The sequence below is a fragment of the Latilactobacillus curvatus JCM 1096 = DSM 20019 genome (assembly GCF_004101845.1).
GTDB classification, from domain to species: domain Bacteria; phylum Bacillota; class Bacilli; order Lactobacillales; family Lactobacillaceae; genus Latilactobacillus; species Latilactobacillus curvatus.
On sequence record NZ_CP026116.1, the window covers coordinates 832,115 to 849,647 of the forward strand.

The 17,533-nt window shown below is 42.6% G+C and carries 12 protein-coding genes; 1 reads left to right on the top strand and 11 read right to left on the bottom strand.

The window, feature by feature from the left end:
• Nucleotides 1-8: 8 nt before the first annotated feature.
• From LCU_RS04410 to LCU_RS04440, 7 genes are all read right to left on the bottom strand, one after another.
• Nucleotides 9-596, bottom strand: a complete 588-nt coding sequence (locus LCU_RS04410) for a DUF1788 domain-containing protein (protein ID WP_056966682.1) — start codon at nt 594-596, stop codon at nt 9-11.
• Nucleotides 597-1,202, bottom strand: coding sequence for a DUF1819 family protein (locus LCU_RS04415; protein ID WP_056966684.1), 606 nt, complete (start codon nt 1,200-1,202; stop codon nt 597-599). It lies immediately after the preceding gene.
• Nucleotides 1,203-1,643: 441 nt separating this feature from the next.
• Nucleotides 1,644-5,984: a PolC-type DNA polymerase III gene (locus LCU_RS04420; RefSeq protein WP_056966686.1), complete on the bottom strand. Its 4,341-nt coding sequence runs from the start codon at nt 5,982-5,984 to the stop codon at nt 1,644-1,646.
• Nucleotides 5,985-6,320: 336 nt separating this feature from the next.
• Entirely contained in the window at nt 6,321-8,042 is a 1,722-nt protein-coding gene (locus LCU_RS04425; RefSeq protein ID WP_039098737.1) for a proline--tRNA ligase, read from the bottom strand.
• A 25-nt stretch (nt 8,043-8,067) separates the two neighbouring features.
• Nucleotides 8,068-9,339, bottom strand: coding sequence for an RIP metalloprotease RseP (gene rseP / locus LCU_RS04430; RefSeq protein WP_056966581.1), 1,272 nt, complete (start codon nt 9,337-9,339; stop codon nt 8,068-8,070).
• 264 nt (nt 9,340-9,603) lie between these two features.
• Complete coding sequence (locus tag LCU_RS04435) at nt 9,604-10,392, bottom strand: phosphatidate cytidylyltransferase (RefSeq protein ID WP_004270081.1); 789 nt, start codon at nt 10,390-10,392, stop codon at nt 9,604-9,606.
• Nucleotides 10,393-10,406: 14 nt separating this feature from the next.
• Complete coding sequence (locus LCU_RS04440; protein ID WP_004265407.1) at nt 10,407-11,159, bottom strand: undecaprenyl pyrophosphate synthase; 753 nt, start codon at nt 11,157-11,159, stop codon at nt 10,407-10,409.
• Between the two features lie 313 nt (nt 11,160-11,472).
• Here LCU_RS04440 and LCU_RS04445 point away from each other — a divergent pair, with 313 nt between their 5' ends.
• Nucleotides 11,473-14,220, top strand: coding sequence for a YhgE/Pip domain-containing protein (locus LCU_RS04445; RefSeq protein ID WP_056966578.1), 2,748 nt, complete (start codon nt 11,473-11,475; stop codon nt 14,218-14,220).
• Between the two features lie 53 nt (nt 14,221-14,273).
• Here LCU_RS04445 and frr read toward each other — a convergent pair whose 3' ends face one another.
• The 4 genes from frr to rpsB all read right to left on the bottom strand — a co-directional run bounded on the left by frr (nt 14,274) and on the right by rpsB (nt 17,471).
• Complete coding sequence (frr, locus tag LCU_RS04450) at nt 14,274-14,831, bottom strand: ribosome recycling factor (protein WP_004265410.1); 558 nt, start codon at nt 14,829-14,831, stop codon at nt 14,274-14,276.
• A 1-nt stretch (nt 14,832) separates the two neighbouring features.
• Entirely contained in the window at nt 14,833-15,558 is a 726-nt protein-coding gene (gene pyrH / locus LCU_RS04455; protein ID WP_004265421.1) for a UMP kinase, read from the bottom strand.
• Nucleotides 15,559-15,694: 136 nt separating this feature from the next.
• Entirely contained in the window at nt 15,695-16,570 is an 876-nt protein-coding gene (tsf, locus tag LCU_RS04460; protein WP_004270050.1) for a translation elongation factor Ts, read from the bottom strand.
• Between the two features lie 106 nt (nt 16,571-16,676).
• A complete protein-coding gene (gene rpsB, locus LCU_RS04465; protein WP_054644342.1) occupies nt 16,677-17,471 on the bottom strand; it encodes a 30S ribosomal protein S2 in 795 nt (264 codons plus the stop codon).
• Nucleotides 17,472-17,533: the final 62 nt, after the last annotated feature.

The following is a 17,533-nucleotide window of genomic DNA, read 5'->3' on the forward strand; positions in this document are numbered from 1 at the left end:
TATCTCCCCTAGTTGATTCTGAATGCTCGATAATAATTAGCATCCCGATTAGTATCTAAAATAGTTAGTCTTAAACGATCATATTCTCCTGGATACATCATAATAACTGGCCGTTTAGTATAGACCAAATGCATCTTATTCAACACCGAATGAGCTCTAATAATGGGGTAGATTTCGCCAATACCGGTTAGAATCACAACGGCATCATCTACTACGCGTTCTCCGATATACTTTGTAAAGTACATCTGTGCGTCATCAAACTCTTCCATCTTCAGCAATCGATTAATTCGACTTGCGACAAATTTGATTCCGTGTTTTTGCTCCATTTGAACGATTTTTGATAGATAGCCTTTTTGCTCAATAAACTCCATCATAATCTCATATAAGTTGAATACTTGTAGGGTATAACCATTCGTTTCTGGAGCGTTCTGATTTTTTAAATTTCTAACATATTCTCGAACAACTAATTCATCTCTAGGATTGTAATCAAAAATATAATAGCCTACCTCATTACCGAGGCCACGGCTTTTCAAAAAGTCATCCGAGTTTAAAGTCTGTTCTAATACTTTAAATCGATCTTCAATATTCTTATCCATTTATTGCAATCCCCCTGTAATGGCTCTTATAATATCCGGCCGACCAATCACTCTTAGCCACTGCAAAACCTTGGGATCGATTACCTTTAACGTCATTAAATCTGCCTCACCATCTTCTCGGATCAACCCCGCCTCTAGCAAGTACTTCTTATATGCACTGCCTAAACGATTATAAGTATACGGCTTCCAACTTGCCACAGTTTCGTTAGTTCGTTGTTTTTCAGAGAAGAAAGCTTTATAATCCGTCACCGTTAGCTGCATTTGTCCCTTTTGCAACTGCACTTGATAAACCTCTAGCATAAATTCAAGTATTAGATCGTTCAGCAATAAAACTGAAATAAAGATTATAATTTTTTGATTATCAATGTTAAGTTTAGGAAATATGGCTTGAATTTCTTCATCTAAAATATTAACGCGTCGGCGTACTGTATTGAATATTTCTTTCGCACGACTGTTACTTGCTGCACCAAAAATATTTTCATTTTCACTAAGCCTTTGAATTTCATCACTAGTCATTCCATCATTAAGCATTTCTATGTATTGTTTCGTTTCGTAAAACCAGAACCGCTTTGAAACAAGGCTCGCGCTGTAGTTTTTACCGTCCATGATCATGCTCCTTTCGGAAGTCATTACGCTCAAACGTGATTACCCCAATATCATCAATATCGATCTTTAACGATTGGTGTATTTTTTCAGCGTTTCCGTTATGATTATCTCTGTTCATGTCAATTTATTAATTATATATTGACTCAAATTAGTAATTTCACTTAACTACTTTTCATTCATATTTTGGTCAATGAGAAGCGTCCAGAGTTTCTGATAACTCACTGGTATAACACACTTCTCTCTCCCATATTTCTTCGCTATTAACCTTTAAATAATGCTTTAATTATAGCATATGTTAAACAAACTAAATAAATTATTTGGAGCTAGCTAAATACTATTCATTTCATAAAAAAGAAAAACCAATGACAAAAATCCTCTGCAACAAAAAAGCCCTCACCCACCGCCAAACAATTCTTGGCAGGTGCATGAGGGCTATTTTATTTACATCATATCAAACAACGATAACTGATTTTCATCAGGGAGGTCATTCAATACGTTATTTTCTGTTAGGTATTCGATCAGTGTCTTGGAAACTTTCCCACGGTTGGATAAGTCTTCTTTAGATAAGAATGGTTTTTCTTCGCGGGCGGAAACGATTTGTTTGGCGACGTTACCGCCCAGACTTGGGACGGCACGGAATGGCGCAAGCAAGGTGTGGTCGTCTTGGATCAAGAAGTCAGATGAATCTGATTTTTCGATGTCGACCATCTTGATGTTAATCCCGCGTTCCAAACATTCGTTGGCGATTTCGAGAACCGTCAACAAATTCTTTTCCTTGGTGCTGGCTTCCATCCCTTTATCGGTGATTTCCTTCATGCGCGCTTTGACGCCTTCTTTACCTTGGGCCATGGCCACGAGGTCGAAATCTTCGGCACGCACACTGAAGTAAGCACAGTAATAGATAATTGGAAAGTAAACTTTGAAGTAGGCAATCCGCAACGCCATCAAAATATAGGCGGTCGCATGGGCCTTGGGGAACATGTACTTAATTTTTAGGCAGGAATCAATGTACCAGTCTGGCACATTTTCATTGTCGCGCATGGCTTGTTGCCAGTCATCCGGAATCCCTTTACCCTTACGAACGCGTTCCATGATGTTAAACGACATGCTATCATCCATACCCCAGTGAATTAAATCCATCATGATGTTATCACGACAACCGATAACGTCTTTTAGGGTGACAACGCCTTTGTTAATCAGTTCTTCGGCATTGCCCAACCACACGTCAGTCCCATGAGAAAGACCAGAAATTTGCAGTAATTCTGAGAACGTCGTGGGGTGCGTTTCTTCGAGCATTCCGCGGACAAACCGCGTCCCGAATTCTGGTACACCGAGCGTGCCCATTTTCGAATTAATCTGTTCTGGCGTTACCCCGAGTGAATCAGTGCCGGAGAACAAGGCCATCACACCAGGATCATCGGTTGGAATCGTCTTGGGATCAATCCCCGATAAATCTTGCAGCATCCGGATCATGGTCGGATCATCATGGCCCAGGATATCGAGTTTTAAGATATTATCATGGATCGAATGGAAATCAAAATGGGTTGTCTTCCAGGCTGCATCTTGATCGTCAGCTGGGAATTGGATTGGTGTGAAATCATAGATGTCCATGTAATCCGGCACAACAATGATTCCGGCCGGATGTTGACCCGTCGTTCGTTTAACGCCTGTTGAGCCTTTGGCAAGACGATCGACTTCTGCGCCGCGGAAAGTTTGTTCGGTATCACGTTCGTAGGCTTTGACATAGCCGTAGGCGGTTTTATCAGCAACCGTCCCGATCGTCCCAGCGCGGAACACGTTATTTTCCCCGAACAAGACTTTGGTGTAGTTATGCGCAACCGGTTGGTAATCACCGGAGAAGTTCAAATCGATATCGGGCACTTTATCCCCGTGGAAGCCAAGGAAGGTTTCAAATGGAATATCATGGCCGTCTTTATCAAGTGGTGTCCCACATTCAGGGCAGTCCTTATCGGCTAAATCGTAACCCGAACCGACTTCCCCTTTGGTATAAAATTCGGAGTAATGACAGTTGGGACAGCGATAATGTGGCGGCAATGGATTAACTTCGGTAATCCCGGTCATCGTTGCGACTAAACTCGACCCAACGGACCCCCGGGAACCAACCAAGTACCCATCCTTACCACTCTTATACACGAGCTTTTGCGAAATCAGGTAGATAACGGAGAAACCGTTCCCGATGATACTCTTCAATTCCTTATCAAGGCGGGCCTGCACGATTTCAGGGAGTTCATCCCCGTATAATTCATGCGCACGATTCATCGTTAAGGTTTGAATTTCATCTTCGGCACCCGCCATCTTCGGCGTGTACAACTTATCTTTGACCGGTGTGATTTCATCAATCATATCGGCGATTTGGTTCGGGTTCGTCACCACGAGTTCTTGGGCAATATCGGCACCAAGAAAATCGAACGCCGTCAACATTTCATCGGTTGATCGGAAATGAACATCCGGTAATTGTGACCGGTTCAATGGATTAGCCCCACCCATTGAGTGAATCAAAATCTTACGATAGATTGAATCTTCTGGATTCAAATAATGTGTATCCCCAGTTGCGACAACTGGTTTATCCAATTCAGCACCGAGTTTGACCATGTTGCGAATGATTTCTTCAAGCGCCCGATTATCGCGAACTAATTCACGTTCTAATAATGGTGCGTAAACGGCTTTTGGCATTACTTCGAGGTAATCGTAATACTTCGCGCGATCGCGTGCTTCTTGGTACCCTTTTTGCATCATCGCTTCGAAGACTTCACCGCTGGCACAAGCTGAACCGACTAAGATCCCTTCACGTAAGGCATCCAAGCGACTCTTTGGCAAACGCGGCGTGCGATAATAGTATTCGGTCATCGATGCTGAAACCAGTTTAAATAAGTTCTTCAACCCAGCTTGGGTTTGCGCCATTAAAATCGCATGCGCTGGCCGTGCTTGTTTATACGCATCGCCAATCCCAACGCGATCATTTAGTTGATTGACGTTGACCATCCCATACATGTCGGCCGCTTCGGCTTCTAATTTGTATAACAAATAACCAGTTGATTCAGCATCGGCGTTAGCACGATGATGGTGTTCCAAGTTAATTTTATACCGCTTGGTTAACGTATCGAGTTTATGATTTTTATATTCTGGATGAAGCATCCGGGAAACTTCCAACGTATCGATGACGGGATTTTCAATCTGACCGAGGTCGTTGCGCCCATAGCCAGCATTGATAAAGCCCATATCAAACGTCACGTTATGCCCAGCTAAGACGGCGTCGCCCGCGAATTTTTTAAACAGCGCTAGGACTTCGGCTTCTTTCTTAGCACCGTGCACCATTTCATTGGTGATACTCGTCAATTGCGTGGTGAAAGCTGATAACGGGTGACCGGGATCAATAAATTCATCGAACGAGCCAATCACTTCGCCATCTTTCATTTTGACAGCGGCCAATTCGATAATCGAATCGTAAACGGCTGACAATCCAGTCGTTTCCACATCGAAAATCACGTATTCAGCATGGTCGAGTGCTTCATCGCGCAAGTTATACGCGACTGGCGTGCCATCGTTGACTAAATTGACTTCGACACCGTACAAAATCTTAACGCCGTTCTTCTTCCCTGCTGCATAAGCATCTGGGAAAGCTTGTAAGTTATAATGATCGGTCACCGCAATCGCGGATTGGCCCCATTTAGCGGCTTGTTGAACGAAGTCGCCAATCTTGTTGGTCGCATCCATTTGTGACATATTGGTGTGCAAATGCAGTTCGACGCGCTTGCCATTTTCAGCGGTATCTTGGCGTTTGGGATGGCTAACTTCGACCAAATCATTGGCATTGACCACGAGATCGCGCATGAAGTTATCTTCTTGAACACTCCCGCGCACCTTGAACCACATGCCTTTATCGATGGCTGCGAAGATACTTTCGTCGCCGTTATCCCGGGAGAATTTCTTGACCGTAAATGATGATGAGTAATCCGTCATCTTCAAGATTAAGAGCTGGCGGCCAGAACGTAAAACGCGGACTTCTTTATCAAATACAAACCCTTCAATGACAACGGAACGTTCTTCTTCATTGATTGTAATCATCTGACGGGTTGGTTCAGCAGGATTTAAGCCGCGACCCATTGAAATCGGGCCATCGACTGGTTTGCCTTCTGATTGACGTTTTTCTTTAAGTGCTTCATTTTTCTTGATCGCTTCGGCTGCCGCTTGTGCGCGGGCTGCATCTTGTTCAGCCTTCTTCGCTTGAAAATCTTCGATTGCCTTTTGTGAGGCGGATTCGTCAATCAAGGGTTGAATCGCAAACTTGGGAAAACCAAGCCGTTGATAACCAGCTTGGATTGTCGTTTGCGCTTGATTTAAGAAGAACGTCTTCACGATGTCGTTTTCGACAACTAAAAAGACGTTGTGACCGTCGATATAGGGGGTCTCTTTTTCACACAATTCGTGCAACATTGAAGATTGAATCCCACTATGGTTAATGACGTATTCCCAATAAGCTGCTAAAACGCCACCGTCTAATTCGGTTGCATCGGTGGTGATTTCCACTGAAACACCCGCAATCGCTTTGAATGCTGCTTCTAGATACTGTTCAAACGTTGTGTAAACAGCATATGGCAAAACGGATTCGAAATGTAATTTAAAAGTCCACCGTTTGGATGTTTCGTGGACAACGACTTGTTCTACTTGGCCAGTTTTGAAGCCAGGATAATTCGCAACATCCGCGGGTAAATCAATTTGTTCTAATAATTTTTGAAACAGTGCGGTTTGATCTAATGCCACAAAAGGGCCTCCTCATATTCAGAAAGTTAAATAAAAGGGGCTAGGACAAATATGATTCTGTCTCAGCCCTTTTTAGATGTCCGAACATTTATAATGTAAACGTGCTTTTTGAAACTGCCTCTTGCGCTTAACTACAATCCGCGAACGATCGACGTTGTCGCTCATTCACGAATTTAAGTTAATGCTTGGAGCCAAACGGTTTCAAACGCACTCTATTCCTAAACGTGCTTTTCAAGCTAACTTTCTGCGCTTAGCGCTGGGAATCAAATTATCGACTGCGTCGTTAATTCGCTTCCCTGTGCTAATGCTCAAAAGTTGACCGAGCTTGAACGCACTCTATTCAGCTTCTGTTGTCTCTGAAGCCAATAGGATACTTAATGAATTAATCAATTCATCCTTCTTCACTTCTAGGGTTTCACCCGTCTTACGTAATTTAACTTCGACGATTTCTTCTGCTGCTTTTTTACCAACTGTGATGCGGATTGGTAAGCCGATTAAGTCACTGTCGGCAAACTTAACGCCAGCCCGTTCTTTACGATCATCAACTAAGACTGAGTAACCTGCTTCTTCAAGTAAGTTTTCGATCTGTTCAGCTAATAAGACTTGGTCAGCATCTTTGACATTGACCGGTACGACATGCAAGTCATAAGGGGCAATCGCGCTTGGCCAAACTAAGCCGTTTTCATCAGCTTGTTGTTCCGTAATCGCTGATAAGAGGCGACTCACACCGATTCCGTAAGAACCCATGATAATTGGTTTCGCACGGCCATTTTCATCTAAGAAAGTGGCACCGAATTGTTCAGTGTAACGTGTGCCTAGTTTGAAGATATGCCCAATTTCAATCCCCTTTGTAAAGTGCAAGTTCCCTTGACCATCAGGTGATGTTTCGCCTTCTTGAACGAAACGTAGGTCTGAATAATCAGCTACGGTAAAGTCGCGCTTGCTGTTGACATTCGTGAAATGGTGATCGGCTTCATTCGCCCCAACCACGGCATTCACCATGGCTTCGACACTGTAATCAGCAACGATTTGTAAGTCTTCTGGCGCGTTAACTGGTCCGATTGAACCCATTGGTGCGTTCATTGTTGCTAAGACTTGTTCTGGGGTTGCCATTTCTAAGAAATCAGCATCTAAGAAGTTCTTCAACTTCACATCATTAACTTCAAAATCGCCACGCACTAAGACCAAGACCGGTTGGTCGTCAGCGATAAAGAGAACACTCTTGATGATTTGTTGTGCTGGGACGTCTAATTTAGCAGCCACTTCTTCAATTGTGTGGGCATCGCCAGTCGCTACTTTTTCAAGCTCTAATTGCACATCACTTGAGTTTTGCTTAGGACGGACACTCGTTGCCATTTCAAGGTTGGCAGCATAATCACTTTGGTCTGAATAAACAATCGTATCTTCCCCAATTTCAGCAATCGCAGAAAATTCCATTGAATCCTTACCACCCATGGCACCGGCATCCCCAACGATTGCGCGGAAGTCTAACCCACAGCGTTCAAAAATGTTGGTGTAAGCTTGGTACATTTGGCGGAAAGTTGTATCCAAATCAGTTTCATTGGCTGAGAATGAATAAGCATCTTGCATGATGAATTCACGGCCGCGTAATAAACCGTAACGTGGACGATCTTCGTCACGATACTTCGTTTGGATTTGATATAACGTTAATGGTAATTTTTTGTATGATTTGATTTCATTGCGCACCAAGTCAGCGAAAGTTTCTTCGTGTGTTGGGCCTAAGATGAAGTCGCGGCCATGACGGTCCTTGAACTTGAATAAGTTATCGCCATAGGTTTCGTAACGACCTGATTCTTCCCACAATTCAGCAGGTAAAATCCCTGGCATTTGCATTTGAACGGCGTCAATCTTGCTCATTTCATCTTTGATGATGGCTTGGATGTTTTCCAAGACGCGGAATGCTAAAGGTAAGTAACTGTAAACACCAGCAGATACTTGGTGAATATAGCCGGCCCGTAACATCATCCGATGGCTCTTAGCCTCGGCCGAGTTAGGCACTTCCTTTAAAGTTGGGATAAATAATTTTGACTGTTTCATAATCTGTTATGCCTCCAAAAATAATCTAAAAGAAAAAGCGTTGAATATCGTTCCATGTAACCAAGACCATTAAGACGACCATGATGCCGACCCCGACAAGGGTGACAATGCCTTCTTTTTCCGGTGAGATGGGTTTACCGCGAATCGCTTCAATCACGTTGATCACGAGCTTACCACCATCGAGGGCTGGAATTGGAATCAGGTTCATAATCCCCAAGTTGACGGATAAGAACGCTAAGAAGTAGACGAGCATTGTAAAGCCTTGACTCGCGAATTGCGTCGTCATTGAATACATGCCGACTGGTCCGGCTAGTTTATTGAGTGAAAAACCACCCGTTAAGAATGACCCGAGAATTTTAAAAATCTGGGTCGCATTCGCCCATGATTGGGTGAAGCCATATTTCAACTTAGCCCCCACGCTATGGTTGAGTCCAGCTGTCACACCAATTTGGCCGACTTTCCCCTTTTGTCCCTCGACTTTCACCGCTTTAGGTGTGATTTCGAGTGACTTAGTTTGCTTTGCCCGTTTAACCTGGACATTCACTGGTTTATTCGGATATTTTGCAATCACCGAGCTGAAATCAGTAAACGTCGTGACTTTTTTGCCAGCAACTTTCACTAACCGGTCATCCATTTTAAGCCCGGCTTTTTGTGCTGGCGAGTTTGGCATCACTGTGCCAACAATCGCTTTGTTTTGTGGGACGCCACCGTTTAAAAAAGCAAAGAGCGCAAACGCCACAATCGCAAGGATAAAGTTGTTGAACGGTCCTGCGAAGTTGGTCAACATCCGATTGATTAAACTAGCCGACTGGAATTGAACATCCACGGGTGCGATTTGCACTTCCGTTCCGTCTGATTCAACAATCGTTGCATCGTGACTGACCGAATAACGTTTTAATTCGGATTCGTCACCACTTTCATAGCCTTCAATCCATAATTCTTTTTGCAAGTCAGTTTTTGCAATTTGAAATGGGACACCGTTTAACGTGGTTACTTTGTCACTTGTATTAATTTTTTGAACAGTTTCTTGTTCGTCTAACAGCAAGGTTGCTTGCGTGCCGGCTTCGATTTCAGATTCATCATCCGCCATCCCTGCCATGCGGACATAGCCGCCAAGTGGTAACCAACGAATCGTATAAGTCGTGCCATTTTTGCGCGTTGCAAATAATTTTGGCCCCATGCCAATTGAAAATTCACGCACCAAAATACCAGAACGTTTCGCCATGTAAAAGTGGCCAAATTCATGCACCACTACTAAAATGCCAAATATGATAATAAACGCAATAATCGCCGCCAATAGAGTACGACTCCCTTCTAAATGCGTATTTCAATACTCTCATTTGATATGAACTGTTATATTATATCACGAATTCCTTAGAAACAAGAAAAGCGTTTAGCGCAAACCAAAAAGTTGCGCTAAACGCTAGATAATATTGACTTTTAAAAACGTGCTTTTTGGTTGCAACAACTTCCGCTTAATCTAAAAATTCAAATAATCCTAAAACCGGGATTATTCGAATTTTTGTATTAATGCTCAGTTGCTAACCGCCACAAACGCACTCTAAATCATGCCAAACAAGTGTAGTAGCGGTAAGACAAACAACATGCTGTCAAAGCGATCTAAGATGCCGCCGTGACCTGGTAAGATTTTACCTGAGTCTTTAACGCCATAATAGCGTTTGTAAGCTGATTCGACTAAATCGCCTAATTGACCGGCAATTGAGAAGATCAACGTTAAACCTAACATGACAGGCATTGAATAAGCTTGTGGGAAGAAGTTTAAATAAATAGCTGCGACCACTAATGCTGATAATGTCCCGCCAATTGAACCTTCCCAAGTTTTATTGGGGCTGATAGCTGGCCACATTTTATTCTTACCAAACATCCGTCCGAATGTGTAGGCACCGATATCTGTCATCCAGATGACCAATAAGATATACATCACAGTGTCAAAACCACCAATATTTCGCGTTGCGGCTAAATAATGGAAGCCTAAGCCGATATAGAGACTGGCTAAGGTTGTGACACCCATATCATCGAAGTTAACCCGGTTTTTCGTGAAGACTGTGATGGCTAATAAAATGGCAACGAAGAAGTAGAATAAATCAAATTGTGACACACCTGCTGGTAACCAGTTAAAGGCGCCTTTGGGTGAGGCTAAACTTAACACCGCTAGTCCGGCGATGGTTGCATCAGGTGAGACAATAATTCGTTTACGCATGATGAAAACTTCTGATAAGGCAACGAGTGCTAAAACGGCTGCCGCGATATCAATGTAAATACCACCAAAGAAAATGATGGGGATAAAGATGATTAAAGCAATTGTTGCTGTAATGACACGTTGTTTCATAATTGTATTTCCTCCTATTTAAGACCGCCAAAACGACGATTACGTTTTTGGTAAGCGCCGATTGAGCGTTCAAACACTGCTGGGGTAAAGTCTGGCCAGAATTCATCTACGAAAACAAGTTCGCTGTAAGCAATTTGCCAGAGTAAGAAGTTCGAAATTCGCTCTTCGCCACTCGTCCGAATCAATAATTCTGGGTCAGCATATTCCCCTAAAAAGCCAGTCATCAAGTAATCACTAATCAACGCATCGTCGATTGCATCGACCTCAATTGTACCATTTACCGCATCTTTAGCAATTTGCTTAACCGCTTGTTGGATTTCGTCACGCGACCCATAATTGAGTGCAAAGTTCAAAATCATCCCTGTGTTATCAGCCGTATCGGCCATCGCATTGTTAGCCGCTTTTTGCGTCTTTTCTGGTAATTCTTGAATATTACCCATGACTTTCACACGGACGTTTTCAGCAATCAATTCCGGCATGAACGTATCAAAAAAATCGACCGGTAACTGCATCAAGAAGTTCACTTCGTCATTTGGACGCTTCCAGTTTTCAGTTGAAAAAGCGTACAACGTTAAGACTTTAACACCCATTCGACTGGCCGTTTTGGTAATCGTCTTAACGTTTTCCATTCCTGCTTTATGCCCAGCGATTCTTGGCATTAAGCGTTTCTTCGCCCACCGACCGTTACCATCCATGATGATGGCAACGTGGTTGGGGATATTGGTGGGATCTAGTTGTTGTGCGTCTGTTTTTTTATTTGTAAACACCACATACTCCTCCAGTTTCAATAACTCTCATATGATTGTACCAAAAATCACAGGAAGTGACTATTTAAAATCAACCGATTGTCACCGGCATTGTACAAACTGAACCGCCCATTCTGCACTTTTTGAGTTCTTCCCAGATGATTTTTATCCACGATTAAGCCTTTAATACCAACGATTCCCGCCACAACGTACTGTTGCCGCTATCACATTGAAATTTATTGTTAAATATTAGTAGATTCCTATAGTTATTGGCATGTAACAGGTTAAATATGATAAACTAATACATACCTTAAACAGAAAAAGGGAGTTTATTATGCGAAAAACCTTCGAACTCTTTCGACTTGATTGGCGTCGAATCTTAAAAAGCCCGATCGCTCTTCTATTAATTATTGCCCTCATTATCATTCCATCGCTCTACGCGTGGTTTAATATCTGGGCGTTATGGGACCCTTATAGTAAAACGCAAGACTTAAAAGTCGCTGTTTACTCAGCCGATCAAAGTGTTGTCATTGCTGACAAAAAAGTCGAGATTGGCGCCGAACTAATTAGCCAATTAAAGAAAAACGACAAATTAGGCTGGCAATTTACTTCGAGCAAAAAAGAATTAGATGACGGCGTAAAAACGGGGAAATACTACGCCGGAATTTACGTGCCCAAAAACTTCTCAAAGGATCTCGTTAGTTTCGTCGATGGCAAGATTCAAAAGCCAAAGATAGTCTACTCATCTAATGATAAGATTAACGCGATTGCGCCTAAAATTACCAGTGCGGGTGCAACTACGCTTCAGTCCACCATTTCAGAAGAATTCGTCTCAACCGTTGGTAAAACATTGATGAGTACCCTAAACAAGGCCGGGATTGATCTCGATACAAATCTCCCCGTCATTAATCGTTTCTCGAGCCTCATTCTCAAAACAGGCCAACAAATTCCAGAAATTAACCAATACGCAGAACAAGTGCTTAATCTACAAAAGAAACTACCGGAAATGGCATTAAAGCTTACCCAAGCCAACGAGTTCGCGGCCTTTTTACCACAAGCAAATGCCATGGCGCAAAAAGTAGTCGGCATCAATCAATACTTACCACAAGTTGAAGCAGCCGGTCAGCTCGCAACGAAAGTTCAGGCTAAGATTCCAGAAATCCAAAGTGCTGGCAAACAAGTTGCCACACTCGATTCTGATTTCGATGGCATCGCCAATACTTTAACGAACGGCATTAACGAAGCTCAAACTGGTTTAGATGTGTTAAACAAAACACAAAAAGTCTTACCGGACTTAATGACTTTTAGCCAAACGGCCCAAGGTGTCGCGGGTCAATTACAATCAGACTTAATCCCTAAACTCCAAGCTGCTTTACCGGTCATTCAAAAAACGGTGGATCAAGGGTTAGCCATTACCAATCAATTGGCAACTAACATTTCAACTAATTTAACGGCCGTCAATAGTTTGCTGAGTCAACTCAAAGAGGATCCCAATAATGCTGAACTCAAGCAAGCGCTCAAAGAAGCGCTCCAGAACTTATATGATCACACCGCTACCTTGCAAACCCATGCGACTCAACTTGCGACAACCCTCCAAAACTTGCAAGACAGCTACAATCAGTCAGCAGTGGCGAATGGTCAACCGGAATCACATGCACTTGATACACCGATTAAACATTTAAATACGTTGGCGACCCAACTCGGCGTTTTTAAAGGCCAAGTTGATGACCTTCTCGCCCATTACGATGATTTATCAATTGACGATTTGCAAACCAAGATTAATGGTTTGATTCAATACGCCGACCAAGTCGAAGACAGCGTCGCTAAGATTCAAGCGGCCCATATCGGTGACAGCGTCAAAAATATGCTCGACCGCTTTTCAACATTAATTGCTAGCGGTAACGCCGTCTTAACACAGCTTAACGGCGAAGTTTTACCGAAACTCCCCGCACTCTTATTCAACACACAAAAGACGCTCCAACAAGCCATCGACTATCTGCAAAAATATGCTCAGCAGTTACCAGCGTTGAAACAAGAAATTCATGACGCGAATACATTATTAAATGGCAATATGGGCACGATTATCTCTGGATTAAACACCGCTTCTGACGTTTACCAGAATGATTACCCACTACTCAAAAATAAACTGCAACTGGCAACCAGTTTCATCAACAATGACTTACCAGGCATCGAAAACGACTTAACAACGACGCTCAACATGGCCAACGAGAAATTCCCACTCGTTAAAACCGCCTTAAATGATGCGACCAACCTCATCAACAATGATTGGCCATTCTTACGTAGCGGGATCCAAAAAGGCGCTGAGGCGATTCGCAAACAACAAAAGACGGTCGATCTCAAAGATCTGATTAAATTACTTCGCCGCGATGCAACTAAGGAAAGTAATTTCTTAGCCAAACCGGTTGAACTGAAAGAAAAACACGTCTACCCGATTAAGACCTATGGCTCAGCAAGTGCGCCGTTCTACACAGCCCTTTGTCTCTGGGTTGGTGCACTTCTTTTGAGTAACATCGTCTTAACCAACTTCGCGTTAGACGACAAACAAAAGAATCAGTACACTAAGAAACAGCAATTTATTGCTCGCTGGCTAACCTACATCGTCATTGGTGTCGCCCAAGCCGTGATTGTGACGCTTGGTAATATTTTCTTATTGAAGGCCTACATCGTTGATAAACTACCGCTAATCTTATTAGCCGTCTTCCTGAGCATGGTCTTCATGACAATTGTTTACGTTCTCGCCGCGATGTTCGGGAACGTTGGTAAAGGAATTGCGATGATTGTCTTGGTGCTTTCCATCTCTGGCGGTGGCGGGAACTTCCCAGTTGTCCTCTCCGATCAATTCTTCCAGTTTATTAACCCCATTTTACCGTTCACATACGGGGTCAACCTCTTACGCGAACCAACTGGTGGGATTTACGCACCGAACCTCTGGCATAACTTTATCATCCTAGCGCTCTTTGCGGTTGTTTTCTTCCTAATTGGCCTCTTCCTGAAAGATCGAATCAATCCATTCTTTGAAAAACTCCACAAAGAAGCGACGAAGAGTAAAATTATTCATTAACGCAAAAAAAGCCCCGCCACTGTTGTGGCGGGGCTTTTTGCATCCATTAGGGATTAACCTTCTGTGATTTCTTTTTCTTTGTTCTTGGCGATTTCGTCAATCTTCTTCGTTGCTTCATTCGTCAATTTTTGAACTTGTTCTTCTAAATCATGCATTTCATCTTCACTAATCTCGCTTGCTTTTTCAGCTTTTTTCAAGCTGTCCATTGCATCACGACGTGCATTTCTGATGGCAACTTTGCCGATTTCAGCTTCTTTACCAACTTCTTTAGCAATTTCCTTCCGACGTTCACCAGTTAATTGTGGAATTACTAAACGGATTACTGAGCCATCGTTGGCTGGTGAAATCCCTAAATCAGCTGTATAAAGAGCTTTTTCGATATCTTCAAGCGCACCCTTGTCATAAGGGGTAATCAACAAGACCCGTGCTTCTGGGACTGTAATTGCGGCGATTTGGTTAAGTGGTGTCATTGCACCGTAATACTCAACATTCACGCGGTTGACCAAGCTTGCATTCGCGCGACCAGCACGAATTTGGCCTAATGTTCTTTGTAATGAAGCTTCTGCTTTTTCCATGCTTGCTTTTGCTTCATCTAAAATTGGATTTGCCATATTATTCTCCTCCTTCGATCGTTGTCCCGATGTTGGCACCTTCAACAACTTTTTTGATATTGTTTGGTTCGTTTAAGTTGAAGACTACCAATGGGATATCATTGTCCATTGATAAAGTACTTGCAGTTGAATCCATCACTTGCAAGCCTTTGTTGATAATATCTAAATGTGTTAATGTGTCGAATTTAACGGCACTTGAATCAGTGTTAGGATCAGCAGAGTAAACACCATCAACGTTGTTCTTAGCCATCAAGATCACATCTGCATCAATTTCAGCAGCTCGTAATGCAGCCGTTGTATCTGTTGAGAAGTAAGGGTTCCCTGTCCCACCAGCAAAAATCACAACGCGGCCTTTTTCTAAATGACGAACAGCCTTCCGACGGATATAAGGTTCTGCGATTTGACGCATTTCAATTGATGTTTGCACACGCGTTGGGACACCAATGCTCTCTAAGTTATCTTGTAAAGCTAAAGCATTCATGACCGTTGCCATCATGCCCATATAATCGGCTTGCGCACGTTCCATGCCCATTTGTTCACCAGTCACACCACGCCAGATGTTCCCACCGCCACAGACAATGGCAATTTGAACCCCTAAATCGTGAACTGATTTGATTTCGTTTGCGACTACTTTAACAATTTCAGGGTTAATTCCGAAACCTTGGTCGCCAGCAAGTGCTTCACCACTCACTTTTAAGACGATGCGTTTGTATTTTGTATTTGACATGATTGATATCCCTCCGTTGATTACTAGGCTCATTTTACCATATTTAATAAGTTATTTGGGTATGCGATTCTGAATTATCGTAAAACTGCAAAAAAAAGGAGCGCAAATTGCGTTCCCTTTTTGAAGCAAAATAAGCTTATTTGATTTGGCCCATGACTTCATCAACAAAGTTATTTTCTTTTTTCTCGATCCCTTCACCAACTGTGAAACGAACGAAACCTTTAACGCTACCGTTCTTAGATGCAACAAATTGTGCAACAGTTTGATCTGAGTCTTTGATGAAAGCTTGGTCGTTCAAGCTGATTTCTGACAAGAACTTGTTAACACGGCCTTCAACGATCTTAGGAATGATGTTTTCTGGTTTGCCTTCGTTCTTTGTTTCTTCAGTTAATACTTCACGTTCGTGATCCAATGTTTCAGCAGGAACATCTTCACGAGAAACGTATTGAGGGTTAACAGCTGAAACGTGCATTGCAACGTCATGAGCTGCTTCATCGTCAGCACCTTCTAAAGTAACTAATGAAGCGATTTGGCCACCATTGTGTAGGTATGCGCCAAAGTGATCGCCATCATTTTTTTCAACTAATTCGAAACGACGGAAGCTGATCTTTTCGCCGATAACAGCAGTTAAGTTGATTACTGAGCTAGCAATTGTGCCTTCGCCCATTGGTAATGCTTCTGCAGCTGCCATGTCAGCTGGTTTGTTTTTAGCGATTGTTTCAGCAATATCTTTCAATAAAGCTTTGAATTGATCGTTTGAAGCAACGAAGTCAGTTTCTGAGTTCACTTCAACGATTGCAGCAGTGTTACCATCGATGGCGATGCCTGCTAAACCTTCAGCAGCAATGCGGTCGCTCTTCTTAGCAGCCTTTGCCATCCCTTTTTCACGTAAAGCATCGATTGCTTGAGCAACGTCGCCGTTACTTTCTACAAGGGCTTTTTTAGCGTCCATGATCCCAACGCCAGTTTTCTTACGTAATTCCATTACTTGAGCAGCTTTAATTTCAGCCATAATTCATACCTCCGACAATTTATATTCAATATAATTGGTTTAAAAAAAGCTGTCCCACAAGTCAGGCAGTATTTGCGAAACCTCTAAGACAGCTTATTTGAATCTACTATTTAGCGTCAGTGTTAGTATCGTTGTCGCCTTCAACTGCTTCAACGATTTCTTCCATTGAGTCTACTGATTTGTTTTCTGCAGCAAATGTAGCTTCTTCAACATCATCTTCACCTTGACGGCCTTCGATGATAGCATCAGCCATTTTAGCTGTGATTAAACGAACAGCGCGGATAGCGTCATCGTTTGATGGGATAATAACATCAATATCATCAGGATCTGAGTTAGTATCAACCATAGCAACGACTGGGATATTTAATTTTTGTGCTTCCTTGATAGCAATGCGTTCTTTACGAGGATCAACAACGAACATTACGTCTGGGATGCGAGGCATATCTTCGATACCGCCTAAGAATTTTTCGAGTTTTTCTTGTTGTTTCTTCAACAAGGCAACTTCTTTCTTAGGTAAACGATCGAATGTACCATCTTCGTCCATTGCTTTGATTTCTTTAAGACGTTTGATCCGTTTTTGGATTGTGTCCCAGTTAGTCAAAGTCCCACCTAACCAACGGTGGTTTACAAAGTATTGGCCTGCACGTACTGATTCTTCAGCAATTGCATCTTGTGCTTGTTTCTTAGTACCAACGAATAAGAATACACCTTCATTAGCAGCTTCTTCTTTAACGAAGTCATAAGCATCGTCAACCATGCGAACTGTCTTTTGCAAGTCGATGATGTAGATACCATTTCTTTCAGTAAAGATAAATTTCTTCATTTTTGGGTTCCAACGACGTGTTTGGTGACCGAAGTGAACACCCGCTTCTAATAATTGTTTCATTGACAATACAGCCATGTCAACAGACCTCCATATGGTTTTTTTCGACCACTGGTTTCACTTTTTTAGAGAACTTGTCG

Coding starts and splice junctions, on each gene's coding strand:
- LCU_RS04435 (WP_004270081.1), bottom strand. CDS start 10,392: ATGAAACAACGTGTCATTACAGCAACAATTGCTTTAATCATCTTTATC.
- tsf (WP_004270050.1), bottom strand. CDS start 16,570: ATGGCTGAAATTAAAGCTGCTCAAGTAATGGAATTACGTAAGAAAACT.
- rpsB (WP_054644342.1), bottom strand. CDS start 17,471: ATGGCTGTATTGTCAATGAAACAATTATTAGAAGCGGGTGTTCACTTC.
- pyrH (WP_004265421.1), bottom strand. CDS start 15,558: ATGTCAAATACAAAATACAAACGCATCGTCTTAAAAGTGAGTGGTGAA.
- LCU_RS04445 (WP_056966578.1), top strand. CDS start 11,473: ATGCGAAAAACCTTCGAACTCTTTCGACTTGATTGGCGTCGAATCTTA.
- LCU_RS04425 (WP_039098737.1), bottom strand. CDS start 8,042: ATGAAACAGTCAAAATTATTTATCCCAACTTTAAAGGAAGTGCCTAAC.
- LCU_RS04410 (WP_056966682.1), bottom strand. CDS start 596: ATGGATAAGAATATTGAAGATCGATTTAAAGTATTAGAACAGACTTTA.
- LCU_RS04415 (WP_056966684.1), bottom strand. CDS start 1,202: ATGGACGGTAAAAACTACAGCGCGAGCCTTGTTTCAAAGCGGTTCTGG.
- frr (WP_004265410.1), bottom strand. CDS start 14,831: ATGGCAAATCCAATTTTAGATGAAGCAAAAGCAAGCATGGAAAAAGCA.